Source organism: Acidovorax sp. GW101-3H11 (assembly GCF_001633105.1).
In the GTDB taxonomy this organism is placed as follows: domain Bacteria; phylum Pseudomonadota; class Gammaproteobacteria; order Burkholderiales; family Burkholderiaceae_C; genus Acidovorax.
Map to the genome: position 1 here is coordinate 244,817 of NZ_LUKZ01000003.1, position 25,521 is coordinate 270,337.

A 25,521-nucleotide genomic window follows, 5' to 3' on the forward strand; every position below is an offset into this window, starting at 1 on the left:
GCAGCACGCGTGACTGGGAACGGGGCTGCGGCCCCGTTTTTCATGGGGCGGCAGTATGAGCAGGATTGACGCGGGTCATTGCTATAGTCTGCGCTTTTCATCCATTCCAAGGACCTCCCATGGCCTCTGGCAGCCTGCTTGCCCTGCTCGACGATATCGCCACCATTCTGGACGACGTGGCCGTGATGACCAAAGTGGCTGCCAAGAAGAGTGCGGCCATGGCCGACGATGTGTCTGTGATGACCAAGGTGGCAGCCCAGAAGACGGCGGGGGTGCTGGGGGACGACCTGGCGCTCAACGCCCAGCAGGTCACCGGCGTGCGCGCCGAGCGCGAGATCCCTGTGGTGTGGGCCGTGGCCAAGGGCTCGATGATCAACAAGGTCATCCTGGTGCCCGCTGCGCTGCTCATCAGCGCGTTTGCGCCCTGGGCGGTGACCCCGCTGCTCATGATTGGCGGGGCGTTCTTGTGTTTCGAGGGCTTTGAGAAGGTGGCTCACAAGCTGCTGCATGCACCGCACGAAGACGCTGCCGGACACGAAAGCCATGCCAAGGCCAACGCCAACCCGGCCGTGGATCTGGTGGCGTTTGAAAAAGACAAGATCAAAGGCGCGGTGCGCACCGACTTCATCCTGTCGGCCGAAATCATTGCCATCACCCTGGGCACCGTGGCCACCGCGCCCTTCGCGCAGCAAGTGGCCGTGCTGTCGGGCATCGCCATCATCATGACCATCGGCGTGTATGGCCTGGTGGCGGGCATCGTCAAGCTCGATGACCTGGGCCTGTGGCTCAGCAACAAGGCCAGCAGCACGGCGCGGGCACTGGGGGCGGGCATTGTGCGGGCGGCGCCCTGGCTGATGAAGGGCCTGTCCGTGGCGGGCACGGCGGCGATGTTCCTGGTGGGCGGCGGCATTCTGGTGCACGGAGTGCCTGCCCTGCACCATGCCGTCGAGGCCGCAGCCAACGCAGCAGGCCAGTGGCCCGCAGGCGGGGTGTGGAAGGTGGTGGCCGAGAACCTGCTCAACGCCGTGGTGGGCATTGTGGCCGGGGGGCTGGTGCTGGCCGGTGTCACGCTGGTGCAGCGCCTGCGCGGCAAGTCCACAGCGTAAGAACGTGTTTACGATCTTTTCGGGGCCGCGTTGGGGCGCAATCGGGATGAGTGGATGCTTCGGATGCGCCGCATGGGCTCGTGCCCATGCAAGCAGTCGAGGCGTCCAATCGCCCGATTTCGCCCCAACCCTTCGGGCAAGTGCCTTGCCGGGCTGTCTGCAGCGTTGCGGCGCTTGTGGATAGCCAAGCTATCCACTGCACCCCGCGCCTTGCATCCCATCCCGGCAAGGTACTTGCGCGGCCCTGCAAAGATCGTAAACACGTTCTAAGAATGGGTATGCCTTGATGTAAGTCTAAGGGTTAGTACCAAGGCCTTGAGTTAGGGCAAGGCCGGTGGGCAGGCGCAGCGGTTCAATACATGCACGGGGGTCGTCCCCGTCCAACCGATGCGAAATCACCATGAAAAAGAACCTGCTGGCTGTAGCTGCCCTGTGTGTCCTGTCTTCCGGCGCTGCCCTGGCGCAACAGGCTGAAGGCCCCTGGATGGTCCGTGCACGTGCGGTGCACCTGGACAGCGCCAACAAGGACAGCACGCCCCTGGGCCTCACGGTCAACAACAAGGCGATTCCTGAAGTCGATATCACGTACTTCTTCAACAAGAACATCGCGGCCGAGCTGATCCTCACGGTGCCGCAAAAGCACACGCTCAGCGCCGGTGGCGCAGCCATCGGCACGCTCAAGCACCTGCCACCGACACTGCTGGCGCAGTACCACTTTGATGCCCCCGGCTTCAAGCCCTATGTGGGCGCGGGCCTGAACTACACGCGTTTCTCCAGTGTGAACCTGCCCGCCGGTGTGAACATCGACCGCAACAGCTTTGGCCCCGCGCTGCAGGTGGGTGTGGACATCCCGCTGGCCAAGAACCTGTACCTCAACTTTGACGTGAAGAAGGTCTTCATCAAGACCGATGTGACTGCGGGTGGTGCCAAGCTGGGCACCTTCAAGGTAGACCCTGTTCTGGTGGGCGTGGGTCTGGGTTGGCGCTTCTGAGGTGCCGTCCGCCATCACCCTGGTGATGGCGGGCAGCGCCCGGCAAGCGCCTTTGCGGCGGCGCTGGTCAGCCCACATTGCGGCGGTACAACGCCAGTGAGGCGGCCAGCGCCAGCAATGCGCCCCCGCAGCAGCGGTCCAGCCACCGCACTGCGCGGCGGTGCAGCAGCCGGATGGCACGTGCACCGACCAGCGCATAGGCCAGCATCACCACCGCATCGAGGCTGGCAAACACCACCGCAATGGCCGCGTACTGTGGCCACTGTGGTGCGTTGGCGTTGATGAACTGCGGCAACAGCGCCGAGCAGAAGAGATAGCCCTTGGGATTTGTGAGCGCCACCAGAAACGAGCGCAGGAAGATGCTGCGTGGCGTGGCTGCCGTCCCCACAGCGCCCGGGTCACCTCCTGCGGATGCAACATCCAGCCCCCCTTGTGAGCGCAGCAGCCGCCACCCCAGCCAGGCCAGGTAGGCCGCGCCCAGCCACTTCACCACCGAGAACCAGAACTCCGACGCGGCCAGCAGTGCGCCCAGGCCCAGCGCCACGGCGCCCACAAGCACGAAGTCGGACGTGACCGCACCCAGCATGCCCGGCAGGGCCCGGCGCACGCCGTAGCGCGCGCCATTGGTCAGCGCCAGCAGCACCGTGGGGCCCGGCGTGGCAATGGCCACCAGCGCCACCAGCGCGAAGACCAGCAGGGTGGCGAGCGTCATGTGACCACCCCGCAGCCCGGGCCGGGTTTGACGTTGCCGAGGGTGGCGCTGGTGCCGCTGGTGCCGCTGGGCCACCGATTCTTGTGGCTGCCAGTGCGGTGGCGGGGCATGGAGGGCATGGCGTGGTGTGGTCGGGAAGGATGGGCCCAGCGTAGGCCGCAGGCCGCCCCGTCACAAGGCACAGATGCCGCAATTTGGGGCAGTACACCTGCGCTTCCGAGCGCTGGGGCCCCTACGGCTGCCCGCGCGCGGCCTGCGGTGGGGCCAGCACCACATCGGCTCCGCCCATGCGCGCCCACAGCCAGGGCAGGGCGGTGGTCAGGTCGGGCCGCTGCCACTGCTGGGTGGTGGGGCGCTGACCCAGGGCCATCTCTGCCGGGCTGCCCAGGTTGAAGTGAAAGGTGTAGGTGGGCTCGTTGCCCATGCGCAGGTCGGTGATGAAGACCTCGCCCCCGGCCTCGCTCATCTTGAAGAAACCGTGGCTGAAGCGGGCCACGCGGTCCACCAGCGCGTTGCCCTGGTAGCGCGCGTACAGGGCCTCCCCGCGTTCGTGGGCGGTCCAGCGCACGGGGCGGTCGCCGTCCAGCAGCCCGTAGTAGCCCTCGTAGTAGTGCGTGGGCGTCACAGCCACGGCGCGCCACAGCAGGGTGTTGAAGGGTGCGGGTGTGACCAGTAGTTTGCCGGGCGCCAGCTGCGGCACCGGGGCGTGCGCCAGAAACCGCTGGGTGGCCATTTGCTGCGCGGCCACGCTCCAGCCCAGGTAGGCCGTGCTCAGCACCAGCCCGGCGCGCACCCAGCCAATGCCCCGCCCGTGGCGCATCAGCAGCGCCAGCAGCACGCCCATCAGCAGCGGCAGGGTGTAAAGCGGGTCGATGATGAACACGCTGCCCACGGCATACGGCGTGTGGGTGAACGGCAGCAGCAGTTGCGTGCCGTACACCGTCATCCAGTCGAGCAAGGGGTGGGTGATCAGCGCCAGCCACAGGGCCAGCCACCAGCGGGTGAACAGGCCCGGCTCCCGGTGCAGGCGCGACACCAGCCAGGCCAGCGGCGCCGACAGCAGGGTGAGGTAGAGCAGGGCATGGCTCTCCGAGCGGTGCAGCACCATGTTGAGGATGGCGTCGCCATGGTCGATGAGCGCGTCCAGGTCGGGCAGCGTGCCGGCAATGCCGCCCCAGAGCGCGGCCTTCCACACGGCGGTGCGGCGGCCTAAGGTGGCGATGCTGACGGCGGAGCCCAGAACGAGTTGGGTGACGGAATCCATGCGGTGGAGCAGGTGAGCGGAGCAGAAGGGGTGGTGGATTGTGGCGGGTGGTGGCGATTGGCGGCCACTCAGGCCTGCACCACCAGCGCAAACTCGGCCCGCACGCCATCGGCCGATGGCGCAAACGGCACCGTGAGGGCTGCTCGCTCCGCCGCGCTCAGGCGGCTCCAGAGGAAGTCGCTCGTGTTGCCCGGGTTGCCCGCCACATACATTTGCGTGGTCAGCAACTCGCGATCGGGCAGGCGCACCTTGAAGTGGATGTGGGGCGTGCGCCCCGTGTAAGGCGCGGGCCGGATGGTGCGAAAGCGGTAGCGCCCGTCGCGGCCCAGCACCACGCGGCCAAAGCCCTGGAAGGCCGGGGCAGCCTTGTTACCGTCGCCGGGGTGGTGGTAGTGGCCGTCTGCATCGCACTGCCAGATCTCGACCGTGCCACCCGCCAGGGGCACGCCCTGCATGTCGGTGACCCGGCCCTCCACCCACACGGGCTGGCCGTCCACATAGCGCATCAGGCCGTTGCGCAGCAGGTCGCCATCGCTGTCCGACGGAAACCGGACCGGGTAGTACGGCCCCTCGGTCTGGCGCGGCGTGGGGGTCAAGGCCCCTTGCGCCAAGGCGGCGGGCACCAGGGCTGGGGCCACCACCAGGGCGCTGCCCCACAGCCCCTGCCGCAGCAGGCGCCGCCGGGTGGGCACTGCGGCTGGGGCGGGGCGGGGGCTGGATGGCGTTGAACCGGTGTGGACGGGCATGGGGCACTCCTGCAAAAAGGTGGGCAGAGCGGCGTTGGAGCGGTGCCCCGGCCGAAAGTGCCCACAAAAATGGCAGTGGAGCACCGTGCCAGGCGTGGGCTGCGGCAGAAATGGCATGCACACAATGTCATCCAGGCGGCGCACAATGGCCCGCTGGCGGTAGGGGTGATTGTTTGGCGCCTCCGCCCGGGTGCGGGATGGTCTGCGGGAGCCCACAGGGCCCCGGGGCCGTTCTGCTGGATGAACCAGCGGCGCATGTGCGCCGCGTGAGACGCCTCGACACTACCCATGCCTTTGCCCAGCCCCACCGACGACATCACACGTGGCCTGAACCAGCGGCCCGCGAGCATTTCGCCCAAATACTTCTACGACCAGCACGGCTCCCGCCTGTTCGAGGAAATCACCCGCCTGCCCGAGTACTACCCCACCCGCACCGAAACCGCGCTCATGCACCAGCATGCGGCCGACATCGCGCGCGCCGTGGGCGTGGGGCGCACGCTGGTCGAGCTGGGCGCGGGCAACTGCCAGAAGGCCCGCACCCTGTGCCGGCTGGTGCGGCCTGCGTGTTTTGTGGGGGTGGATATTTCTGCCGACTTTTTGCAGGCGGCGGTGCAGGGCCTGCGCGACGACTTCCCCGGCCTCGATGCGCGGGCCGTGGGCGGCGACATGACGCAGGGCGTGGCCCTGCCCGACGACATTCCGCGCACCGGGCGGCTGGTGTTCTATCCCGGCTCGTCCATCGGCAACTTTGACCCGCCCCACGCGCTCGACCTGCTGGCCCACATGCGCGAGCTGATCGACGACGACGGTGGCCTGCTGATTGGCATCGACCTGCCCAAGGACGTGGACGTGCTCGAAGCCGCCTACGACGACGCGGCGGGCGTGACGGCTGCCTTCAACCGCAATGTGCTGCGGCATGTGAACCGGCTCATCGGCAGCAACTTTGACGTGGAGCAGTGGCAGCACCGCGCATTTTTCAACCAGGGCGCGTCGCGCATCGAAATGCACCTGGAGGCCATGGCGGACTTCGACGTGCAATGGCCCGGTGGCGGCCGCCGCTTTGACCAGGGCGAGCGCATCCACACCGAGAACAGCTACAAGTACCCCCTGCGCGTGTTCACCGACATGCTGGAGCGCGCCGGGTTCTCGCAGGCCCAGGCATGGACCGACGACCGGGGCTGGTTTGCCGTGGTGCACGCCAGGCCCTGAAGGGTTTTGTATGACCAACATGGACTTTGGCTCGTCGATCACCGGGCTGCTGCCCCGCTACATGGCTGTGCGCAATCACACCCAGGCCCTGGTCGCTCCCCTGTCGGCCGAGGACTGCGGCGCGCAGTCCATGCCCGATGCCAGCCCCGCCAAGTGGCACCTGGCGCACACCACCTGGTTCTTCGAGACCTTTGTGCTGGAGCCGAACGAGCCGGGGTTTGCGCCGTTCAACCCCGCGTTCCGAGTGCTGTTCAACTCCTACTACAACGGTGTGGGGGCGAAGCACCCGCGCCCGCAGCGGGGCCTGCTCACGCGGCCGCCGCTGGCCGAGGTGCTGGCCTACCGCGCCAATGTGGACCAGCGCATGGCGCGGCTCATGCCCACCGTGCTGCAAATCGACGCGCTGCGCGCTCTGGTCGAGCTGGGCCTGCAGCACGAGCAGCAGCACCAGGAGCTGCTGCTCACCGACATCAAGCACCTGCTGTCGTGCAACCCCACCTTCCCGGCCTATGGTGATGTCGCCACCTGCGTGGGCGACCCCATCATTGCCCCCGCCGTCGCGCCCTCAGCTTGGGTGCCGCTGGAAGGGGGGCTGGTGGACATTGGCCACGGTGGCGCCGGTTTTGCCTTCGACAACGAAAGCCCGCGCCACCGCTGCTACCTCGCGCCATATGCACTGGCCTCGCGGCTGGTGACCTGTGGGGAGTGGCTGGCGTTTGTGCAGACCGGGGGTTACCAGCAGCCCGCCCACTGGCTGGCCGAAGGCTGGGACTGGCGTGTGGCCCAGGGGCTGGAGCACCCGCTGTACTGGCACCGCCCGGGTGGCGACGGCCCCTGGCAGGTGTTCACGCTGGCGGGCCTGCAGCCAGTGCAGGCGGCGCTGCCGGTGTTGCACCTGTCGTACTACGAGGCCGATGCCTATGCCCGCTGGGCGGGCGCACGCCTGCCCACCGAGGCCGAATGGGAACACGCCGCGCAGCTGGCACCCAGTGGCGGCCCTGGGCTGGAGCAGCTGTTTGGCACCGCCTGGCAATGGACGCAGTCGAGCTACGCCGCCTACCCCGGTTTTCGCCCGGCCGAAGGCGCGGTGGGCGAATACAACGGCAAGTTCATGGTCAACCAGTACGTGCTGCGCGGCAGTTCGTGCGCTACGCCGCCGGGGCATGCGCGCAGCAGCTACCGCAACTTTTTTCCTGCCACTGCACGCTGGCAATACAGCGGGCTGCGGCTGGCGCGTGACGCATGAGTGGCGTTACCGCGCTATCTGACGCGCTCAGGTTCCATGCGGAAGGTGTGCTGCAGGACCAGGCGGGCGGGTTCCCCGTTGCGTAGCAGCGGCGCAAATTTCCAGCGGCGCACCGCATCGATTGCCGGCTTGTGCAGGGCATCGTCCCCTGTGCCGGACAGCACGCGAACGGTGCCGACCAGCCCGCTGGGCATGATCTCGAACGACACCGTCACATCGCCGCGTGCTTTGGATGAGGTGTCATTCAGCAGGAAGGACGGGTAGCGCGGCAGCGGTGCTTCCAGCAGCGACAAAGGCGCATCCAGCGGAGGTGACACCTGCTTTTGCAGCAGTTGCTCGTCCTCCTTCTGGCGGAAACTGGCGACGTGGGAATCGGTCACATCCGCTCCGCGCGGCGGGATGGAGGGTGTGGAGCTGCAGCCGACGAGAATCAGCAGGCCGAGCGTGACCGGAGCAAGAGGGGATAGGCGGGACATGGCGATCTTGAATCAGGGCACCCCGCGATCTGCGGGGCAGGCCCTCCAGTATCCCGCAACCTGCGCCGGCTGTTGCCGAAGGCTCAGACGGCGTCGAGTGCCTGCACCAGGTCGGCCCGCAGGTCGTCGATGTGCTCGATGCCCACCGACAGGCGCACCATGCTCTCGCTCACACCCGCCTTGGCCAGCTCTTCGGGGTTGAGCTGGCGGTGGGTGGTGGATGCCGGGTGTGTGGCCAGCGACTTCGCATCGCCGATGTTGACGAGGCGCGTGAAGAGCTGCAGCGCGTCGAGGAAACGCGCCCCGGCCGCACGCGGGTCGGCGTCGGTGCTCTTGAGGCCAAAGCTCAAAATGCCCGAAGCCTTGCCGCCCGACTGGCGCTGCACCAGCGCGTGGTCGGGGTGGTCCGGCAGGCCCGCGTAGCGCACCCATTCCACCTTGGGGTGGCTTTGCAGGTATTTGGCCAGGGCCAGTGTGTTGTCGCAGATGCGGTCCATGCGCAGGGCCAGGGTCTCGATGCCTTGCAGGATCAGGAAGGCGCTTTGCGGCGACAGTGCCGCGCCGGTATTGCGCAGCGGCACCACGCGCGCGCGGCCAATGAAGGCGGCGGGGCCCAGGGCCTCGGTGTAGACCACACCGTGGTAGCTCACATCGGGCTCGTTCAGGCGCGGGAAGCGCGCCTTGTGCTCGGCCCACGGGAACTTGCCGCTGTCCACAATCGCGCCGCCCACGCTGTTGCCGTGGCCGCCCAGGTACTTGGTGAGCGAATGCACCACGATGTCGGCGCCGTGCTCGATGGGCCGCAGCAGGTAGGGGCTGGGCACGGTGTTGTCCACGATCAGCGGCACGCCGTGGTCATGCGCCACCTTGGCGATGGCCGCGATGTCGGTCACGTTGCCCAGCGGGTTGCCGATGGACTCGATGAAGATCGCCTTGGTGCGCGCATCAATGTGCTGCGCAAAGCTGGCCGGATCGCGCGGGTCGGCAAAGCGGGTGGTGATGCCCTGCTGGGGCAGCGTGTGGGCAAACAGGTTGTAGGTGCCGCCATACAGCGTGCTGGCGGACACGATGTTGTCGCCCGCCTCGGCAATGGTCTGGATGGCGTAGGTGATGGCGGCCATGCCCGAGGCCACGGCCAGCGCGGCAATGCCGCCTTCGAGCGCCGCGACGCGCTTTTCGAGCACGTCGGTGGTGGGGTTCATGATGCGGGTGTAGATGTTGCCCGGCACCTTCAGGTCAAACAAATCCGCGCCATGCTGGGCGCTGTCAAACGCGTAGGCCACCGTCTGGTAGATGGGCACTGCAACGGCCTTGGTGGTGGGGTCGGGGCTGTAGCCTGCGTGTACGGCCAGGGTCTCGATTTTCATGAAGCTTGTCTCTTTCGTTGAAGGGAAGGGAGTGGGGCAATCGGCCTCCACCCATGGTTGGGCGTTGCGCGATGTGCCGATGGCGCGGGCCATTCTGGCACCGGAGGCCCCCGGCGTCATCGAATCGTTGGCTATGTACTTATGAGGTTCTTGTGCGCCATGGGCCCATCTATGCAGTGGGCTCGTCTATGGCACTGGCGGCGGGCTCAGGGGCTGTGCGGCCTGCCTGCTGGCTGCGCCGCCAGGCCTTTTCCACTTCGACCACCACCAGTACCACCAGCGCGGCACCAATACACAGCGCCAGCTCGCCCAGGCTCAGCGGCTCGGTGCGGAAGATGGGGTTGAGCCAGGGCACATAGATGGTCGCCATCTGCAGCGCAAAGGTGAGCAGCACGGCGTAGAGCAGCGGGCGGTTGCTCAGCAGCCCCAGGCGCCAGATGGGTTCGGATTCGGAGCGGATAGCAATCACATGCGCCATCTGCGCCAGCGTGAGCACGGTGAACACCATGGTCTGCCAGTGCGCATGGCCGGTGTGCAGCGCCCAGGCCTGCACGGCCAGGCACAGCCCGCCAATGAGCAGACCCACGCCCAGAATGTGCTGCCACATGCCGTGCGCAAACAGGCTCTCGCGCGGTGCGCGGGGTGGGCGCTGCATGATGCCGCGCTCGGCCGGCTCGGCCGCCAGCGCCAGGCCCGGCAGGCCGTCAGTGACCAGGTTGACCCACAGGATGTGGATGGGCAGCAGCGGAATGGGCAACAGCAGCAGCGGCGCCAGGAAGATGGTCCAGATCTCGCCCGAGTTGCCCGTCATCGCGTAGCGCACAAACTTGCGGATGTTGTCGTAGATGCGGCGGCCTTCGCGCACGGCTGCAACGATGGTGGCGAAGTTGTCGTCCAGCAGCACCAGGCTGGATGCCTCGCGCGCCACGTCGGTGCCGCCCTGGCCCATGGCCACGCCGATGTCGGCGCGCTTGAGTGCCGGGGCGTCGTTCACGCCGTCGCCTGTCATGGCCACAAAGTGGCCCTGGGCCTGCAGCGCTTCGACGATGCGAATCTTCTGCGCCGGGTCCACGCGGGCGTAGACCTGCACCTGCTCCACGCGGGCGCGCAGCGCGGCATCGTCCAGCGTGGCCAGGTCGGCGCCGGTGAGCACGGGGGCTTCGCTGCTCTTCACAATGCCCAGGCGGTGCGCAATGGCGCGTGCGGTGGCGGGGTGGTCGCCGGTAATCATCACCGGGGTGATGCCCGCGCTGATGCAGTCGCGCACTGCGGCCTGGGCCTCAGAACGCGGTGGGTCGATGAGGGCGATCAGGCCCAGCAGCTCCAGCTGGTTTTCTACTGCGTCGATGTCGTTGGTGTCGGGCAGGCGGGCGTGGCTGCGGCGGGCCAGTGCCAGCACGCGCAGGCCCTGGGCGGCGAGCTGCTGGGCGGTGGCGAGGACCTGGGCGGTATCGAGTGCGGCAGCGCCTTCGGGCGTCCAGTGGGCGGTGCAGCGGGGCAGCACGGATTCGGGCGCGCCCTTGGTGTAGGCCACAAACCCGTGCCCATCACGGTGGAAGGTGGTCATGCGCTTGCGGTCGGAGTCAAAGGGCTGCTCCTGCACGCGGGGGCTGGCAGCGTCGAGCTGGGCCTTGTCCAGCCCGCCCGCGTGGGCGGCCAGCACCAGCGCGGTTTCGGTGGGGTCGCCCAGCCACTGGGTGCCTGGGGCGTCGCTCTCGGTGTTCGCCTGTCGCGTGGCATCGTTGCACAGCGCGGCGGCGCGCAGGGCCTCGGCGTGGGCCGCACCGGGCAAGGGGTCGCCGGGCACCCAGCGCAGGCCCTGGGCCAGCAGAAGCTCGGCATGCATGCGGTTTTGCGTGAGGGTACCGGTCTTGTCCGAGCAGATGGTGGTGACGGAGCCCAGCGTCTCCACCGACGGCAACCGCCGTACCAGCGCATGCACGGCCACCATGCGGCGTGCGCCCAGAGCCAGCAGCACGGTCACCACGGCGGGCAGCGCCTCGGGGATGGCGGCTACGGCCAGGCTGATGGCGGTGAGGGCCATGAGCAGCGGTGCCTCGCCGCGCAGCACGCCCACCACAAAGATCACCGCGCAGATGCCCAGCACCGCAATCGCCAGGCGCTTGCCAAAAGCCGCCAGGCGCAGTTGCAGCGGCGTGCTGCGGTCGCCCGCGTCGAGCAGCGTGGCGACCTTGCCCAGCTCGGTGTGCATGCCGGTGGCCACCACCAGGCCGCGCGCGCGGCCATGGGTGGCGGTGGTGCCCTTGAAGGCCATGTTGGTGCGATCGCCCAGCGCGCCCACGTCTTCGGCCGCCAGGGCCTCGGTCTGCTTGGCCACGGTGACGGATTCGCCCGTCAGGGCAGATTCATCCACCTGCAGCTGCGCAATCTCGATGAGCCGCAGATCGGCCGGAATCTGGTTACCCGCCTCCAGCAACACGATGTCGCCGGGCACCAGCACCGTGGCGGGCACCACCTGCACGGCGCCGCCGCGCAGTACGGTGGCATGGGCGGCTGCCAGCTGGCGCAGCGCGGCCATGGCCTGGTCGGCGCGCCAGGCCTGCACAAAACCGATGACGGCGTTGAGCACCACGATAACGAGGATCACCAGCGTGTCGGTGACCTCGCCCACCAGGCCAGAGATGACCGCCGCGCCCAGCAGCACCAGCACCATGAAGTCCTTGAACTGGTCGGCCAGCAGGCGCCACCAGGGGCGGTCTTGCGATGCGGCCAGTTCGTTGGCGCCATGGGTGGCGCTGCGGCGTTGGGCCTCGTGGGCATGCAGGCCTGCGTCAGGGTTGACGCCATGGGCCTGGGCGACGGCCTCGGCGGGGTGCAGGTGGGGGGCGTTGGCAGGTGGCATGCGGCGTTCTGGAGTGCGGCCGCATGCCGGGGGATCAGTGCGCGTTCTGCGGCCGGGCTTTGTAGAAGGTCAGGGGGATCTCTGTGGCCTGGTTCAGCACCTGGCGCTTGATCTTGCCCACCACGTGCATTTCACAGGGCTTGCAGTCAAAGCGCAAGGTCAGCTTCTCCTTGCCATTGATCAGCATCAAGGGTTCGGCCTTGATGGTGCCCTGCACACCCGTCACGCCCTTGGCCTGCTTGGGGCACAGGCTCATGGAAAAGCGCACGCAGTGCTTGGTGATCATGAGGCTGACTTCGCCTTCCTCTTCGTGCGCCTCGTAGGCTGCATCGATCACCTTCACGCCGTGGCGCACATAGAAGTCATGCGCCTTGTGATTGAACACATTGCCCAGGAAGGAAAGCGTGTCCTCGGGGTAGGGCGCGGGGGGCTCCACCGGCGTGGCGCGCTGCAGGCGCATGAAGTTGCGGGCGCGGCTGGCTTCCAGGTCGGCAAGCGCATCGCGGCGCAGGGCATTGAGCACCGAGGCGGGCACAAACCAGGGCTGCGAGAGCTGCAGCGCAATGTCGTGCAGCGCAAAAATGGTGGCGCCAAACCGGCCCAGTTGCTCGCGCAGGCTGGCTTCGGCCTTGGCGGCGTCCGTGGCGCTCTGGTGCGGCTGCTGCACCTCGGCACAGCCCACATTGCCGTCCTCGTCGGTCAGCATCAGGCTGAAGCCCGAAGGCGTTTCGCTCAGGTGCGCCCACAGGCCGATGCGGCGCTCGCTGGACTTTTTCTCCAGCGTGCGCACCCAGTCCATGTCGCGGTTGCGGTTGATCTCGGTGCCCTTGCGCAGGTCCTTGAAGCCGTCCATCGGGTCTTTCGGATACACGCGCCACTGGCCCACGCTGCGTGCCGACACGGGCTCGGCCACGTTGATGGCCATGCCCACCAGCTCCTTGTGCAGGTCGTAATAGCAAAGCCCGTCGCCGTTGTGCAGCACGGTGGCGGGGTCGCTCACTTCCAGCTCCACAAAGTCGGGGCCCACCTTGGTCACCCAGCCGATGGCCTGGCCCGGGTTCTTGGGGGTGTCGAACGCGCCAATGTCTTCCTTACGGCCGGTCACGAAGTAGTCAGTGAACTCGCGGTTGAAGTTCTGCAGCGGGTCGGGCGTGAAGGTGAAGGTGGTGCTGCCGCTGGACGAGCGCGACAGCGGGCGCCCCGCGCTCTCGCGCTCTTCCAGAATCTCGTCGATGAGCGTGCGGTAGTGGGCCGTGATGTTCTTCACATAGCCCATGTCCTTGTAGCGCCCTTCGATCTTGAAGCTGCGCACACCGGCGTCGATGAGGGCGCGCAGGTTGTCGCTCTGGTTGTTGTCCTTCATGCTCAGCACATGCTTGTCGTGCGCAATGAAGCGGCCCTGCGCATCGGTCACCTGGTAGGGCAGGCGGCAGGCCTGGCTGCAGTCGCCCCGGTTGGCGCTGCGGCCGGTCTGCGCGTGGCTGATGTTGCACTGGCCGCTGTAGGCCACGCACAGCGCGCCGTGGATGAAAAATTCGATGTTGGCGCGGCCGGGAGCATCGACCGGCCCCAGCGCCTTGTGCACGGCGGCGATCTGCTGCACCGTCAGCTCGCGTGCCAGCACGATCTGCGAGAGGCCTGCGTCCTGCAGAAAGCGGGCCTTCTCGGGCGTGCGGATGTCGGTCTGGGTGCTGGCGTGCAGCTGGATGGGCGGCATGTCGGAAAGCGCCAGCAGGCCCATGTCCTGGATGATGAGCGCGTCGGCCCCCGCCTCGTACACCTGCCAGGCCATCTGGCGCGCGGCCTCCAGCTCGTCGTCGCGCAGGATGGTGTTGAGCGTGATAAAGATGCGGCTGTTGAAGCGGTGCGCGTGTTTCACCAGGCGCTCGATGTCGCGGATGTCGTTGCCCGCGCTGGCGCGTGCGCCAAACGCGGGCCCGCCGATGTAGACGGCATCGGCGCCGTGGTTGATGGCTTCGATGCCAATGTCGGCGTCGCGCGCGGGGGAGAGCAGTTCGAGCTGGTGGGGCAGGAGAGACATGGGGCGTGATTATCCCAGCGTGCCTTGCCGGGCGGTGGGCGCCGGACTCATTAGCGTGGTTAATGCCGGAGCAAATTGCTAAGTTTGCATAGCAAGTGCGGCAAATGGCCGCTGGCATGGCTAGGATGCGGGCTTGTTGTGTACAAGCTCGGTGCACAACATGCCTGCATTGACTGATTCTGGAGACTCCGTACCGTGTTTTGCCCCGCTTTTGCTTCCTCGCCCCTGTTCCGCATTTCTGCCCTGACCGCTGTTGCGCTGGCCGCCAGCGTGGCCTCTGCGCAAGACGTGCAGACCGTCAAGATCGCCCACGCGGGCCCCGTGTCGGGTGGCATTGCCCACATTGGCAAGGACACGGAAAACGGCGTGCGCCTGGCCATTGACGACCTGAATGCCCAGAACCTCGTCATCGGCGGCAAGAAGATCAAGTTTGAAATTGCGGCCGAAGACGACGCAGGCGACCCGCGCCAAGCCACCGCCGTGGCCCAAAAGCTGTGCGACCAGAAGGTGGCGGGCGTGGTGGGCCACCTGCAGTCGGGCACGTCCATCCCCGCATCGGCCATCTACGCCAAGTGCGACCTGCCACACATCACGGCATCGGCCTCCAACCCCGACCTGACCAAGCCCGGCCACAAGACCACCTTCCGCCTGATCGCCAACGACAACGCGCTGGGCGCAGCGCTGGCGCTGTTTGGTGCCGACCACCAGAAGCTCAAGAGCGTGGCCATCATCGACGACCGCACGGCCTATGGCCAGGGCGTGGCCTCGGTCTTCAAGGCCACCGCGCAACAGAAGGGCCTGAAAGTAGTGGCAGAAGAGTTCACCAACGACAAGGCCACCGACTTCATGGCCATCCTCACCGCCATCAAGAACAAGAAGCCCGACGCGATCTTCTACGGCGGCCTGGACGCGCAAGCTGGCCCCATGCTGCGCCAGATGGAGCAGCTGGGCCTGGGCAACGTGAAGTATTTTGGCGGTGACGCGCTGTGCACCGAGAAGCTGCCCGAGCTGTCGGGCAAGACCCCGGCCCTGAAGAACGTGACCTGCGCGACGGGCGGCGCATCGGTGGACAAGATGCAGGGCGGCGCCGACTGGAAGAAGCGCTACGACGCCAAGTTCCCCGGCCAGTTCCAGATCTACAGCCCCTATGCGTATGACGCCGCCATGGTGCTGGCCGACGCGATGAAGCGCGCCAACTCGGTGGACCCGAAGGTGTTCGCCCCCTTCCTGGCCAAGACGGAATACAAGGGCGTGACCGCCAACATCGCCTTCACGGCCAAGGGCGAGCTGACGACGCCCGCCGTGACCTTGTACACCTTCAAGGACGGCAGCCGCGTGGCGCTGAACTGAGAGGGGGAGAACTTTCTACTGCGCGGCCGCCATGCGTCGTTGGGCGGTGCTCGGAATCCTCACGTACAGGCAGTACGTTCCGGTTCCTGCGCTCCGTCCGCCTAGCCTGGCAGCCGCTCGCTACAAAAGTTCACCCCCTCTGTGGCCTTTGCGCTGCACCCGACGGCCACCACGTGCGGCCGTTTTTGCGTGTGGGGTTTGCCTTTACAGTCGGTCGCGTGCAAGGGCTGTTGTTGCCCTTCAAGGAGCAGGCTTATGCGCGCAGTGTTTGGATTGGTCGGGCTGGTCGTGGTGCTGGCCATCGTGGGCCTGTTGGCCAAGAAGCAGTTGTCGGCCACGCGCGCCCCGGTGCCCGCGCTGCAGACGGCGCCCGGAGCCGCCCCCGCCTCGGCGCCTCCGGCCACCGTGCGCGAGCAAAGCCAGCAGATGCAGCAGCAGGTCAAGCAGCAAATGGAAGGTTTGATGCAGCAAGCACGCCCCATGCCCGAGGATGCTGCCAAATAATGAATAAAAATGGCCGTCTGCGCGCGACTGTATTCGTTTTGTTGCTATTAATATTGAAATGGTAGGCGCACCCCTCGACACCCACTGGATGCGCCTGGCCCTGGCCGAGGCGCAGGCGGCCGCGCAGGCGGGCGAGGTGCCCGTGGGCGCCATCGTGGTGAAGGACGGCCAGGTGATTGCCACGGGCCGCAATGCCCCGGTGCAGGGCCACGACCCCACGGCCCACGCCGAAATCGTGGCGCTGCGTGCCGCAGCCCAGCAGCTGGGCAACTACCGGCTCGACGGCTGCAGCCTGTATGTGACGCTGGAGCCCTGCGCCATGTGCAGCGGCGCCATGCTGCATGCGCGCCTGGCCCGCGTCGTCTACGGCGCGGTGGAGCCCAAGACGGGCGCGGCAGGCTCGGTGCTCAACCTGTTCGGCCATGCCGAGATCAACCACCAGACCGAGGTGCTGGGCGGCGTGCTGGCCGACGAATGTGGCAGTCTGCTGAGCAGCTTTTTTGCGCAGCGCCGCCGCCAGCAGCGCGCCGAGGCGCTGGCCCGCCACCCGCTGCGCGACGATGCGCTGCGCACGCCCGATGCAGCGTTTGCCGATTTGCCTGGTTACCCGTGGGCGCCGCAGTACATCAGCGACCTGCCCAGCCTGGCGGGCCTGCGTTTGCACTATCTGGACGAGGGCCCCTCAGACCCGGCGATGGCGCCCCGCACCTGGCTGTGCCTGCATGGCAACCCGGCCTGGAGCTACCTGTACCGCCGCATGCTGCCCGCCTTTCTGGCCGCAGGCGACCGCGTGGTGGCGCCCGACCTGATTGGCTTTGGCAAAAGCGACAAGCCCAAGAAGGAGGGCGCCCACCAGTTCGAATGGCACCGCCAGGTGCTGCTGGAGCTGGTTGAAAGGCTCGATTTGCGCAACGTGGTGCTGGTGGTGCAGGACTGGGGCGGCATTTTGGGCTTGACGCTGCCCATGGCGATGCCCGAGCGGTTCAACGGTGTGCTGGTGATGAACACCTTGCTGGCCACGGGCGACGCGCCCCTGCCAAAGGGGTTTGTGGACTGGCGTGCGATGTGCCGCGACAAGCCGCTGTATGGGGTAGGGCGCCTGCTGGCGCGCGGCAACCCGCATCTGGGCCCGGCCGAATGTGCGGCCTACGACGCGCCGTTCCCGGACAAAGGCTACCGTGCCGCGCTGCGCGCGTTCCCCGAACGCGTGCCCGCCGCCACCGAAGACCCGGGCGCGGCCCTGTCGCGCGCGGCCCGCGATTTCTGGCAGCAGCAGTGGCAAGGCCAGACCCTGATGGTGGTGGGTGCCCAAGACCCGGTGCTGGGCCTGCCCACCATGCGCGCGCTGCAGCAAACCATCCAGGGCTGCCCCGAGCCCGTGGTACTGCCGGATGCGGGCCACTTTGTGCAGGAGCACGGCGAGGCGATCGCTGCGCGGGCTGTGGAATACTTCTCGTTTCCTGGTGTCGGCAGCTCTAGCGGCTGACACGGCGCCAGACCTCTCTTTTTGACGGAGCAGGCCCCCGGTGGGCCTGAGCGCTTTGCACGACCACGATCACGACCATTCGCAGTGCCACCACGACCACGGTTCCAAGCACATCTACATCTACTCGCCCTCCAGCGCCGTGCGCGACAAGGCGGCCTTCAAGCGCGGCATTGCACGGCTCAAGGCCCTGGGCCATGAGGTCGAGGTGGATGCCGATGCGCTGGCCACCCACACGCGTTTTGCGGGCGACGACGAGACGCGGCTGGCCGCCATCCACCGCGCCGCCGCCAGCGGTGCCGACGTGGCGCTGATCTCGCGTGGGGGCTACGGCCTCACGCGCATCCTGCCGGGCATCCGCTACAAGGCCGTGGCCAAGGCGATCGACAAGGGCATGCACTTTGTGGGCGTGAGCGACTTCACCGCCTTCCAGCTCGCGCTGCTGGCCAAGACCGGCGCCACCACCTGGGCGGGCCCCTCACTGGGCGCCGACTTTGGCGTGGCGGGCGAGCCCGACGACATCATGGAAGCCTGCTTTGACGACCTGCTCACCGGCCATGGCGAAGGCACGGGCTGGCGCATGCACAACGAGAAGCCCCACTCCACCACGGGCAAGCCCGCCGTGCCCAATGTGTATGTGAAAAGCGGCACTTTGTGGGGTGGCAACCTGTCGGTGCTGGCCTCGCTGGTGGGCACGCCGTATCTGCCGCAGATCAAGGGCGGGGTGCTGTTCATCGAAGACGTGCACGAGCACCCCTACCGCATCGAGCGCATGCTCACCCAGCTGCTGCACGCCGGTGTGCTGGCCCAGCAGAAGGCCGTGGTGCTGGGGCAGTTCACCAACTTCACGCTGGCGCCGCACGACAAGGGCTACAAGCTGCAGTCGGTGGTGGACTGGCTGCGCAGCCAGATCAAGGCACCGGTGCTCACAAACCTGCCGTTCGGGCATGTCGAAACCAAGGTGCTGCTGCCGGTGGGGGCGACGGTGTCGCTGTCGGTGGAGGCGCGCGATGCGCTCATCTACTGGGGGCACCAGCACTGAAGCAAGGGGGCTGAGGCTGGGTCTGGGCGCGTGGCCCAGGGGCTACCTGGCTTAGAAATTCCGGAACCGGGGTTCTTGCGGTACCTGGGGGGCGCGCAGAGACAAAGGCAACTGCCCCTGGAACAAGGGGGTGACGTGGTCCAGCACCTTCTGGGCAACGGCCTCGCCCCGCAAGGGCACCAGGGTGTCAAACAGGTCGGTGCGCAGATACCACAGCGCCTCGATGTCGCCCGCATAACGCAGCCGCATGTTCATGCGCGCCACTTCGCAGCCCGACACGCCCATCAGGCCTTGCAACATGGCCTGTCGCACTTCCTCCAGCCCCTGGTCGCGCACCCAGGCCGTCGAAGACGGCTTGTCACGGCCGAGCAGGTCGTGCAGGTTGTTGCGGAGATTGGGTTTGTTCCAGCGCATGGGTGGGGCGCACAACGGTTTTTGTAACAGAGTCGGTCAAAGTAAGCGGGAGCGAGGATTGACGCAAGGGTGGTGCTCCTGTTTTTGTATAAAGACAACACGCCGCCCCCGTTTGTTGCGAACTTTTACGTATTTGGCGTGATTGCTTGCAAGGCCCTGACGCCGACTGGGTAGTGCGGTGGTTTAGGTGGTGTGGATGGGGCGCAAAGGGCGCATGCGTTGCTCTCCAGCCCCCATCAGGTGCCCGGCGGTGGGCAGCCTGGAGCGCGCTGGTGGAGGCGCCACACCCGGCTCAGGATTGTTGACGCTTGAGTGGGTGCGTCTTCGTTGAGCTTGCACTAAACTGATTCACATGATGTTACTAATAGGTCATCGTTCATGAGCGTGCTGTCAACGGTGGTCTTCGCGGACATTTCGGGCAGTACCTCGTTGTACGAAACGCTGGGCAACGAGCGCGCCACGGAGGCCGTGACCCAGGTCACCCAGTGGATTGCCGACACCATCGAAGCGCATGGTGGTCGGGTCGTCAAAAAGCTGGGGGACGGCGTGTTGTGCATTTTTGGCGATGCGGCAGGCGCCGTGTCGGCCACCGCCACCATGCTGCGCCAGCACCACGAGCGGCTGGGCCGCTGGCCACAGCCGCTGCGCATGGACATCCGCGTGGGCGTGGCCAGTGGTGAGGTGGTGGACGTGGACGGCGATTGTTATGGCGATGCGGTCAACGTGGCCTCCCGCCTGTGCGAGCGGGCCGGGCCCGCCGAAATCTGGGCCACCGAGACCACCGTGCTGCTGGCAGGCACCGCCCCCGATGCCTGGTACCGCAAGCTGGGCCTCATGGAAATCCGGGGCAAGGCCGAGGCGCTCATGCTCTACCACGTCGAGTGGCGCGAGGACGAGGCGCCGGACTCCCTCACCATGCAGGCCGCGCTGATCAGCAGTTTTGCCCCGGTGGACCCGATCCTGGGGCAGATCCAGTTTTCATGGCATGGCGTGAACATGTCGTTCACCTCGTCGGATGCCCCCGTGCACGTGGGGCGTGCCAACCATGCGCAGCTGTGCATCAACGACCCCCGGGTGTCGCGCCTGCATGCACGCATCGACTGGCGCAACAGCGGTTTTGTGCTCACCGACATGAGCAGCTTTGGAACCTGGGTGCGTTTTGAAGGCAGCGACTCGCCCGTGCGGCTGCGCCGCGATGCCTGCATCCTGCACGGCACCGGGCAGATAGCGCTGGGCGTGCCTTTTACCGAACCCAGCGCGCCGGTCATGAACTTTCAGGTGGTCGGCACCAGCGTGCACCTGGGCTGATCGTTTTGCCCGCTGCAGGCCTGGGCCGTGGGTTGCAGGCCCGCAGGCGCCCCAACTGGTGTGCGGCTTAGCACCCAGGCGACACAACACAACAACAGGAGACACAAGACATGGCGTGGATGAAGCGGACGGCCGTCGGGCTGGTGGTGGCGGCACTGCTGGTGGGCACGGGGGCGGCGGTGTATGTGCAGCGCAGCTTTGCGGTGGTGGATGGCACGCTGCAGGTGCCGGGGCTGCGCGACGCCGTGCGTGTGCAGCGCGACCCGTCAGACGTGACCCATGTGCGCGCACAGACCCCGCAGGACGCCTGGTTTGCCATGGGCTACGTGCATGCACAGGAACGCACCTGGCAGCTTGAATTCAACCGCCGGGTCATGCACGGCGAGTTGTCCGAGGTGTTTGGCTCCGCCACGGTCGAGACCGACAAGCTCATGCGTGCGCTCGACATCATGGGCGTGGCCAAGCGCCAGTACGCAGGTCTGCCCCAATACGCCAAGGATGCGCTGCAGGCCTACAGCCAGGGCATCCACGCCTTCCATAAAAACCGCCCGCAGGCGCTGCCGCCCGAGTTCCATGTGCTGGGCGTGCAGCCCGGTGGCGCGCAGGGCGCGGTGTGGGAGCCTGAAGATAGCGTGGGCTGGGCGCTGATGATGGCGCTGGACCTGGGCGGCAACTGGGGCACCGAATTTGCGCGCCTGTCGGTGGCGCGCACGCTCGACACCGACCGCCTGTGGCAGCTGATGCCGCCTTATCCTGGCGAAAAGCCCGCCGCTTCGGCCGATCTGGCAGCGCTGTACCGCCAGCTGGGCGTGTACCGCGCGGCCGATGCGGGCTCCACTGCGGCAGCGCAGGGCAGCACAGCGGATGTGGTGAGCCGCAAGCCAGAGGGCCCGCTGGCCCGCCAGATCAGCACCGGCATGCTGGCATGGGCCGACGAGCTGACCCGCAATGCGGGCACCAACGAGGGCAAGGGCAGCAACAACTGGGTGCTGGCGGGCTCGCGCACCGTGAGCGGCAAACCCCTGCTCGCCAACGACCCACACCTGGGCCTCTCGGCCCCGGCCATCTGGTACTTCGCCGGGCTGCAAGCGCCCGCAGGGCAAGCGTCGGACGGCACGCCCATTGCCGCCATTGACGCCGTGGGCGCCACTTTGCCGGGCCTGCCCTTTGTGGTGCTGGGCCGCACCGACAAGGTGGCCTGGGGCTTCACCAACACCGGCCCGGATGTGCAAGACCTGTACCTGGAGCAGATCAACCCGGCCGATGCCACGCAATACCGCACACCCGAGGGCTGGGCGCCGTTCACCGTGCGCAAGGAGACCATCCGCGTCAAGGGCGAGGCCGATGTGGTGATGCAACTCCGCAGCACCCGGCACGGACCGGTGCTCAGCGACGTGCAGAAGTCGCACGCCGAGGTGCTGGACCTGGGCAAATACGTGCTGGCGCTGCGCTGGAGCGCGCTGGATGACGACAACCAGACCGTGCTGGCAGGCTTCAAGACCAACCAGTCCAAGAGCGTGGACGAACTCTTTGCGGGCCTGGCCCACTACCACTCGCCCATGCAGAGCGTGGTGGCGGCCGACGACCAGGGCAACATCCGCTTCAAGGCCGCTGGCCGGGTGCCGGTGCGCGATGCGGCCAACGACATCCGGGGCGTGGCGCCATCACCCGGCTGGGATGCGCGCTACGACTGGAAGGGCTGGCTGCCCTACGAACAGACCCCAGAAGATCGCGGCGACCGAGGCTGGGTCGCCACCGCCAACCAGCGCGTGACGGCCCCCGGCTACCCCCACTTCCTCACGCAGGACTGGGCCTTGCCCTACCGCTACGAGCGCATCGCACAGCTCATCGAGGCCACCCCCAAGCACGACGCGGCCAGCATGCAGGCCATCCACCGCGATGTGGCATCGCTCGCCACGCGGCGCCTGCTGCCGCACCTGCAGCAGGCGCAGCCTGCGCACCCGCTGGCCGCCGCTGCGCAGAAGGAGCTGCAGGGCTTTGACGGCGTGATGGACGCGGGCCGCGCCGCGCCGCTGATCTTTGTGGCCTGGACGGACGAGCTGGCGCGGGGCCTCATCATTCCGCGCATTGGCGAAGGCCGCTTCAAGGCCACCTACGGCAAGCGCGACTACCGCGCGGCCATCGAAGGCATCCTGGAGCGCAACGACAGCTGGTGGTGCCAGCCCGCGACCTGCGCAGAGCAATCCGCCGCCGCCCTGGGCCGTGCGCTCGACCGCCTGCAGGCCGCCTACGGCGCAGACCCTGCCCAGTGGCGTTGGGGCGCCGCGCACCCCGCGCTCAGCGTGCACCGGCCTTTTGGCAACGTGCCTGCGCTCGCACGCTTCTTTGACGTGAGCGTGCCATCGCACGGAGACTCGTACACCGTGAACGTGGGCCAGTACAACGCGGGCGAGGCCAAGGGCCCGTATGTGAACCGCCATGCCGCCTCGCTGCGCGCGGTATACGACCTGGGCGACCTGGAACAGTCGCGCTTCATCTACCAGACGGGCCAGAGCGGCCTGGTGTTTTCGCCGCGCTACCGCGACATGAGCACCACCTGGGCCGACACCGGCTACCGCGCCCTGCAGCGCCAGCCCGCGCGCTGGGCGCACAGCCTGACGCTGGCCCCCGCAACCCCTCCCACCACCGCGCGCTAAGGCCGCAGCCAGGAATCATCGCCATGGGTTTTGTACCGTTGATCGAAGTCAGCCGGGGCGGCCTGCCCGAGTGCCAGCACTGGGGCGCGGTGGCCGTTGCCAACCGCCAGGGGCAGGTGCTGGCGCAGGTAGGTGATCCTTATGTCGTCACCTTCACGCGCTCCACCATCAAGGCGTTCCAGGCGCTGCCCTTCATGCAGGCGGGCGGGGCCCGGGCGCAGGGCTGGGGACAGGGCGAACTGGCGCTGCTGTGCGCCAGCCACAACGGCGAGCCCATGCATGTGGAGCAGGCCAGCCGCATGCTGGCCAGCGTGGGGCAGGACTACCACGCGCTGCGCTGCGGCTGCCACCGCCCCTTGTTCGCCGAGCTGGGGCTGGGCACATTGCCCCCGGGTTTTGTGCCCGACGAACGCCACAACAACTGCAGCGGCAAACACGCGGGTTTTGTGGCGCATTGCGTGCGGGAGGGGCTGCCGCTGGAGGATCACCTGGACCCCACCCATCCGCTGCAGGTGGCCATCCGCAACCACGTGGCGCAGGCCGTGGGGCTCGCCCCCGATCAGCTCGCCATGGGCATCGACGGCTGCTCTGCGCCCAACTACGCCATGCCGCTGGCCCACCTGGCGCGGGGCTATGCCCGGCTGGCCGGTGGCGCGCCCGACACCGACCTGCACGAAAGCCTGACCACGCTGGCCGACGCCATGGTGGCGCGGCCCGAGCTGGGTTCAGGCACCGGGCGGCACGACCTGGATTTCATGCAGGTGGGGCAGGGCGACTGGGTGTCCAAGACGGGTGCTGACGGCGTGCAGGTGGTGGGCAGCCGCAGCCGGGGCGAGGCCTTTGCGCTCAAGATCATGGACGGCAATATGGTCGCCCAGGTGGCCGCTGCCGTGGAAGTGATGGACCAACTCGGCTGGCTGGACGCTGGCCAGCGCGAGGCCCTGGCGCGGCGGCGCTCTGCGCACATCGTCAACGCCAAGGGGCTCACGGTGGGCGGGCGCCGCGCGGTGTTCAGGTTGCAGAAGGCGGGTTGAAACCCCATGCCGCCCGGGATGGGGCAAAAATTTGAATAAAAAGTGCCGTCTCCGCGCTATGGATAAGCGCTTGCAGCTATAAAAAATGTAGCAAACGGCTCTGTGTCTGGCAGCACATAGACCACGCCGGGCCCCTGTCCGAACAGCGGGGCGATGTGCTGGTTGTAGAACGCCTCGGGCGCATTCACGCAGCCATAACTGATGCGCTTGTCGCGTGCGCTGCCGCTGGCCAGGCGCTGGTGGCGGCGCTCCGCAGCGCTCACGCTGCGCACCCGGTGCAGCGACACGGCCGAGTCGTAGTCGATCCACACAATGTCTTCCCCGCGCAGGTTGCGGCCCGGCTCGGTCACAAAACGGCCTGCGGGCGTGGTGCGCTCCTCCGGCCGGATTTGCGCCAGCGGGCGCGTGCCCAGGTCGGGCGCCGACCGGTCGCCCCGCGCTGCGCCCAGCAGCACCGGCGCACTGCCCAGCCACTGCCCCTGGGCCGAAAACACATGGATGCGGGCCCAGGGCTTGTCGATCACCGCAAAAGGCAGGCCCTGGTGGTCGGCCGTGCCCGTGGCCCAGCGCACCAGTTGCCGGGCCGTGGCCGAGGCATCGGCGGGCAGCGCCCGGGCGGCCAGAGGCGCCAAGGCCAGCGTGCAACCCAGGGCGGAAAAGACAAGACGGCGGTTCATGGTGAAAACATGCAAGTGAGCCAAACGCTGTGCCTACCCACGGCCGACGAAACCGGCACGGCGCAGGGCCAGCGCACCCGTAAAGCTGGTTTCGCTAGGGCGTGTCATCAATCAAAGCCCCTACATGGTTGAAAGAGCCTGCTGCAGCCCCATGTGGTGGCCGTGAGTAAAAGATACGCCCTACTTGATGCTCAATGGGAACGCATCAAGAACCTTCTGCCCGGTCAGGTCGGCCAGCCTGGACCATGTGGTGGCCGTGAGTAAAAGATACGCCCTACTTGATGCTCAATGGGAACGCATCAAGAACCTTCTGCCCGGTCAGGTCGGCCAGCCTGGCGCTACAGCCAAGGACAACCGACTGTTCGTTGACGCCGTGCTGTACCGCTACCGCGCGGGCATCCCCTGGCGTGATTTGCCAGCGCGCTTTGGCGATTTTCGCGTCGTGCATACCCGGCACTCGCGTTGGAGCCGAACGGGTGTATGGCAACGCCTGTTTGAAGCCTTGGCGCAAGATGCGGACAACGAGTACGCGATGATCGATGCCACCATCGTGCGTGCCCACCAGCACAGCGCTGGGGCAAAAGGGGGGATCCAGACAAGCAAGCCCTCGGACGCAGCAAAGGTGGGGTGAGCACCAAGATCCACGCCACGGTTGACGCGCTGGGCAATCCGACAGGCTTTGTCCTGACGCCCGGACAAGCCCATGACCTCAGGGGCGCAGATGTAATGCTCAAGGACACGCCCGCGCAGGCGGTTATTGCTGACAAAGCCTATGACGCTCATGCCCGGCTGATCGGGCCGCTACTGGCCAAGGGCAAGACCGTTGTGATTCCCTCGCGGGCCACGAACAAGCAGCAGCGCGAATATGACCGCGATCTGTACAAGGCGCGGCATCTGATAGAGAACTTCTTCGCGCGCCTGAAGCAATACCGGGGCATTGCCACGCGTTACGACAAGACCGCCTGCAACTTCCTGGGGGCGATTCACTTGGCTGCCTCCATGGTGTGGCTGGCGTGAGAGGCTGTAACCCC

Annotated in this window: 21 protein-coding genes and 1 pseudogene; 12 read left to right on the plus strand and 10 right to left on the minus strand. The window is 67.1% G+C overall.

From position 1 onward, the window contains the following. The first annotated feature begins 119 nt into the window (after positions 1-119). Both A1D30_RS04645 and A1D30_RS04650 read left to right on the plus strand, forming a co-directional pair. Entirely contained in the window at positions 120-1,106 is a 987-nt protein-coding gene (locus A1D30_RS04645; protein WP_063459602.1) for a DUF808 domain-containing protein, read from the plus strand. A gap of 400 nt (positions 1,107-1,506) precedes the next feature. Continuing rightward, a complete protein-coding gene (locus tag A1D30_RS04650) occupies positions 1,507-2,097 on the plus strand; it encodes an OmpW family outer membrane protein (RefSeq protein ID WP_063459603.1) in 591 nt (196 codons plus the stop codon). 67 nt (positions 2,098-2,164) lie between these two features. On the opposite strand, the gene A1D30_RS04655 is transcribed toward A1D30_RS04650, so the two are convergent. The 4 genes from A1D30_RS04655 to A1D30_RS04665 form a co-directional block, all read right to left on the minus strand. Next, complete coding sequence (locus A1D30_RS04655; RefSeq protein WP_063459604.1) at positions 2,165-2,809, minus strand: LysE family translocator; 645 nt, start codon at positions 2,807-2,809, stop codon at positions 2,165-2,167. Continuing rightward, the gene (locus A1D30_RS26635) at positions 2,806-2,928 is read right to left on the minus strand and encodes a hypothetical protein (RefSeq protein WP_277922016.1); all 123 of its coding nucleotides are present in this window, start codon (positions 2,926-2,928) and stop codon (positions 2,806-2,808) included. Before A1D30_RS26635 ends, A1D30_RS04655 begins: the two co-directional genes overlap by 4 nt. Positions 2,929-3,041: 113 nt before the next feature. Continuing rightward, the gene (locus tag A1D30_RS04660; RefSeq protein WP_063459605.1) at positions 3,042-4,073 is read right to left on the minus strand and encodes a metal-dependent hydrolase; all 1,032 of its coding nucleotides are present in this window, start codon (positions 4,071-4,073) and stop codon (positions 3,042-3,044) included. A gap of 68 nt (positions 4,074-4,141) precedes the next feature. Next, on the minus strand, positions 4,142-4,819 hold the full coding sequence (locus tag A1D30_RS04665) for a protocatechuate 3,4-dioxygenase (RefSeq protein WP_082836316.1): 678 nt from the start codon (positions 4,817-4,819) through the stop codon (positions 4,142-4,144). 288 nt (positions 4,820-5,107) lie between these two features. On the opposite strand from A1D30_RS04665, the gene egtD reads away from it, so the two are divergent. Both egtD and egtB read left to right on the plus strand, forming a co-directional pair. Further along, positions 5,108-6,028 carry an L-histidine N(alpha)-methyltransferase gene (gene egtD, locus A1D30_RS04670; protein ID WP_063459606.1) on the plus strand — a complete coding sequence of 307 codons (921 nt, stop codon included), beginning with the start codon at positions 5,108-5,110 and terminating at the stop codon, positions 6,026-6,028. Positions 6,029-6,038: 10 nt separating this feature from the next. Then, a complete protein-coding gene (gene egtB / locus A1D30_RS04675) occupies positions 6,039-7,274 on the plus strand; it encodes an ergothioneine biosynthesis protein EgtB (RefSeq protein WP_063459607.1) in 1,236 nt (411 codons plus the stop codon). A 14-nt stretch (positions 7,275-7,288) separates the two neighbouring features. On the opposite strand, the gene A1D30_RS04680 is transcribed toward egtB, so the two are convergent. The 4 genes from A1D30_RS04680 to A1D30_RS04695 all read right to left on the minus strand — a co-directional run bounded on the left by A1D30_RS04680 (position 7,289) and on the right by A1D30_RS04695 (position 14,021). Further along, a complete protein-coding gene (locus A1D30_RS04680; protein ID WP_082836317.1) occupies positions 7,289-7,750 on the minus strand; it encodes an energy transducer TonB in 462 nt (153 codons plus the stop codon). A gap of 83 nt (positions 7,751-7,833) precedes the next feature. Then, complete coding sequence (locus tag A1D30_RS04685) at positions 7,834-9,117, minus strand: aminotransferase class I/II-fold pyridoxal phosphate-dependent enzyme (protein WP_063459609.1); 1,284 nt, start codon at positions 9,115-9,117, stop codon at positions 7,834-7,836. A 169-nt stretch (positions 9,118-9,286) separates the two neighbouring features. Beyond that, positions 9,287-11,980: a cation-translocating P-type ATPase gene (locus A1D30_RS04690; RefSeq protein WP_063459610.1), complete on the minus strand. Its 2,694-nt coding sequence runs from the start codon at positions 11,978-11,980 to the stop codon at positions 9,287-9,289. Positions 11,981-12,014: 34 nt separating this feature from the next. After that, positions 12,015-14,021: a U32 family peptidase gene (locus tag A1D30_RS04695; RefSeq protein ID WP_063459611.1), complete on the minus strand. Its 2,007-nt coding sequence runs from the start codon at positions 14,019-14,021 to the stop codon at positions 12,015-12,017. Positions 14,022-14,246: 225 nt separating this feature from the next. Between A1D30_RS04695 and A1D30_RS04700 the strand changes: the two genes are divergently transcribed. The 4 genes from A1D30_RS04700 (at position 14,247) to A1D30_RS04715 (ending at position 18,400) form a co-directional block, all read left to right on the plus strand. Then, positions 14,247-15,371 (plus strand): branched-chain amino acid ABC transporter substrate-binding protein, encoded by a 1,125-nt coding sequence (locus A1D30_RS04700; RefSeq protein WP_242421787.1) that lies wholly within the window; start codon positions 14,247-14,249, stop codon positions 15,369-15,371. A gap of 255 nt (positions 15,372-15,626) precedes the next feature. Then, positions 15,627-15,875 carry a hypothetical protein gene (locus A1D30_RS04705; RefSeq protein ID WP_063459613.1) on the plus strand — a complete coding sequence of 83 codons (249 nt, stop codon included), beginning with the start codon at positions 15,627-15,629 and terminating at the stop codon, positions 15,873-15,875. Positions 15,876-15,933: 58 nt separating this feature from the next. Next, on the plus strand, positions 15,934-17,361 hold the full coding sequence (gene tadA, locus A1D30_RS04710; RefSeq protein ID WP_063459614.1) for a tRNA adenosine(34) deaminase TadA: 1,428 nt from the start codon (positions 15,934-15,936) through the stop codon (positions 17,359-17,361). A 55-nt stretch (positions 17,362-17,416) separates the two neighbouring features. Then, positions 17,417-18,400 (plus strand): LD-carboxypeptidase, encoded by a 984-nt coding sequence (locus A1D30_RS04715; protein WP_063459649.1) that lies wholly within the window; start codon positions 17,417-17,419, stop codon positions 18,398-18,400. Between the two features lie 51 nt (positions 18,401-18,451). Here the strand turns inward: A1D30_RS04715 and A1D30_RS04720 are convergent, their stop codons facing one another. Beyond that, a complete protein-coding gene (locus A1D30_RS04720; protein WP_063459615.1) occupies positions 18,452-18,814 on the minus strand; it encodes a hypothetical protein in 363 nt (120 codons plus the stop codon). 378 nt (positions 18,815-19,192) lie between these two features. Between A1D30_RS04720 and A1D30_RS04725 the strand changes: the two genes are divergently transcribed. The 3 genes from A1D30_RS04725 (at position 19,193) to A1D30_RS04735 (ending at position 23,813) form a co-directional block, all read left to right on the plus strand. Beyond that, a complete protein-coding gene (locus tag A1D30_RS04725) occupies positions 19,193-20,122 on the plus strand; it encodes an adenylate/guanylate cyclase domain-containing protein (RefSeq protein ID WP_063459616.1) in 930 nt (309 codons plus the stop codon). Between the two features lie 110 nt (positions 20,123-20,232). Next, a complete protein-coding gene (locus A1D30_RS04730; RefSeq protein ID WP_063459617.1) occupies positions 20,233-22,779 on the plus strand; it encodes a penicillin acylase family protein in 2,547 nt (848 codons plus the stop codon). A gap of 23 nt (positions 22,780-22,802) precedes the next feature. Next, entirely contained in the window at positions 22,803-23,813 is a 1,011-nt protein-coding gene (locus tag A1D30_RS04735) for an asparaginase (RefSeq protein WP_063459618.1), read from the plus strand. Positions 23,814-23,869: 56 nt separating this feature from the next. Here the strand turns inward: A1D30_RS04735 and A1D30_RS04740 are convergent, their stop codons facing one another. Further along, a complete protein-coding gene (locus tag A1D30_RS04740) occupies positions 23,870-24,490 on the minus strand; it encodes a hypothetical protein (protein ID WP_063459619.1) in 621 nt (206 codons plus the stop codon). Between the two features lie 187 nt (positions 24,491-24,677). On the opposite strand from A1D30_RS04740, the pseudogene A1D30_RS24635 reads away from it, so the two are divergent. Further along, positions 24,678-25,507: pseudogene (locus A1D30_RS24635) on the plus strand (IS5 family transposase). Positions 25,508-25,521: the final 14 nt, after the last annotated feature.

Excerpts from the sequence above, each read along its gene's own strand:
- A1D30_RS04645 (WP_063459602.1), top strand. The coding sequence starts at position 120 with ATGGCCTCTGGCAGCCTGCTTGCCCTGCTCGACGATATCGCCACCATT.
- A1D30_RS04650 (WP_063459603.1), top strand. The coding sequence starts at position 1,507 with ATGAAAAAGAACCTGCTGGCTGTAGCTGCCCTGTGTGTCCTGTCTTCC.
- A1D30_RS04655 (WP_063459604.1), bottom strand. The coding sequence starts at position 2,809 with ATGACGCTCGCCACCCTGCTGGTCTTCGCGCTGGTGGCGCTGGTGGCC.
- A1D30_RS26635 (WP_277922016.1), bottom strand. The coding sequence starts at position 2,928 with ATGCCCTCCATGCCCCGCCACCGCACTGGCAGCCACAAGAATCGGTGG.
- A1D30_RS04660 (WP_063459605.1), bottom strand. The coding sequence starts at position 4,073 with ATGGATTCCGTCACCCAACTCGTTCTGGGCTCCGCCGTCAGCATCGCC.
- A1D30_RS04665 (WP_082836316.1), bottom strand. The coding sequence starts at position 4,819 with ATGCCCGTCCACACCGGTTCAACGCCATCCAGCCCCCGCCCCGCCCCA.
- egtD (WP_063459606.1), top strand. The coding sequence starts at position 5,108 with ATGCCTTTGCCCAGCCCCACCGACGACATCACACGTGGCCTGAACCAG.
- egtB (WP_063459607.1), top strand. The coding sequence starts at position 6,039 with ATGACCAACATGGACTTTGGCTCGTCGATCACCGGGCTGCTGCCCCGC.
- A1D30_RS04680 (WP_082836317.1), bottom strand. The coding sequence starts at position 7,750 with ATGTCCCGCCTATCCCCTCTTGCTCCGGTCACGCTCGGCCTGCTGATT.
- A1D30_RS04685 (WP_063459609.1), bottom strand. The coding sequence starts at position 9,117 with ATGAAAATCGAGACCCTGGCCGTACACGCAGGCTACAGCCCCGACCCC.
- A1D30_RS04690 (WP_063459610.1), bottom strand. The coding sequence starts at position 11,980 with ATGCCACCTGCCAACGCCCCCCACCTGCACCCCGCCGAGGCCGTCGCC.
- A1D30_RS04695 (WP_063459611.1), bottom strand. The coding sequence starts at position 14,021 with ATGTCTCTCCTGCCCCACCAGCTCGAACTGCTCTCCCCCGCGCGCGAC.
- A1D30_RS04705 (WP_063459613.1), top strand. The coding sequence starts at position 15,627 with ATGCGCGCAGTGTTTGGATTGGTCGGGCTGGTCGTGGTGCTGGCCATC.
- tadA (WP_063459614.1), top strand. The coding sequence starts at position 15,934 with ATGGTAGGCGCACCCCTCGACACCCACTGGATGCGCCTGGCCCTGGCC.
- A1D30_RS04720 (WP_063459615.1), bottom strand. The coding sequence starts at position 18,814 with ATGCGCTGGAACAAACCCAATCTCCGCAACAACCTGCACGACCTGCTC.
- A1D30_RS04725 (WP_063459616.1), top strand. The coding sequence starts at position 19,193 with ATGAGCGTGCTGTCAACGGTGGTCTTCGCGGACATTTCGGGCAGTACC.
- A1D30_RS04730 (WP_063459617.1), top strand. The coding sequence starts at position 20,233 with ATGGCGTGGATGAAGCGGACGGCCGTCGGGCTGGTGGTGGCGGCACTG.
- A1D30_RS04735 (WP_063459618.1), top strand. The coding sequence starts at position 22,803 with ATGGGTTTTGTACCGTTGATCGAAGTCAGCCGGGGCGGCCTGCCCGAG.
- A1D30_RS04740 (WP_063459619.1), bottom strand. The coding sequence starts at position 24,490 with ATGAACCGCCGTCTTGTCTTTTCCGCCCTGGGTTGCACGCTGGCCTTG.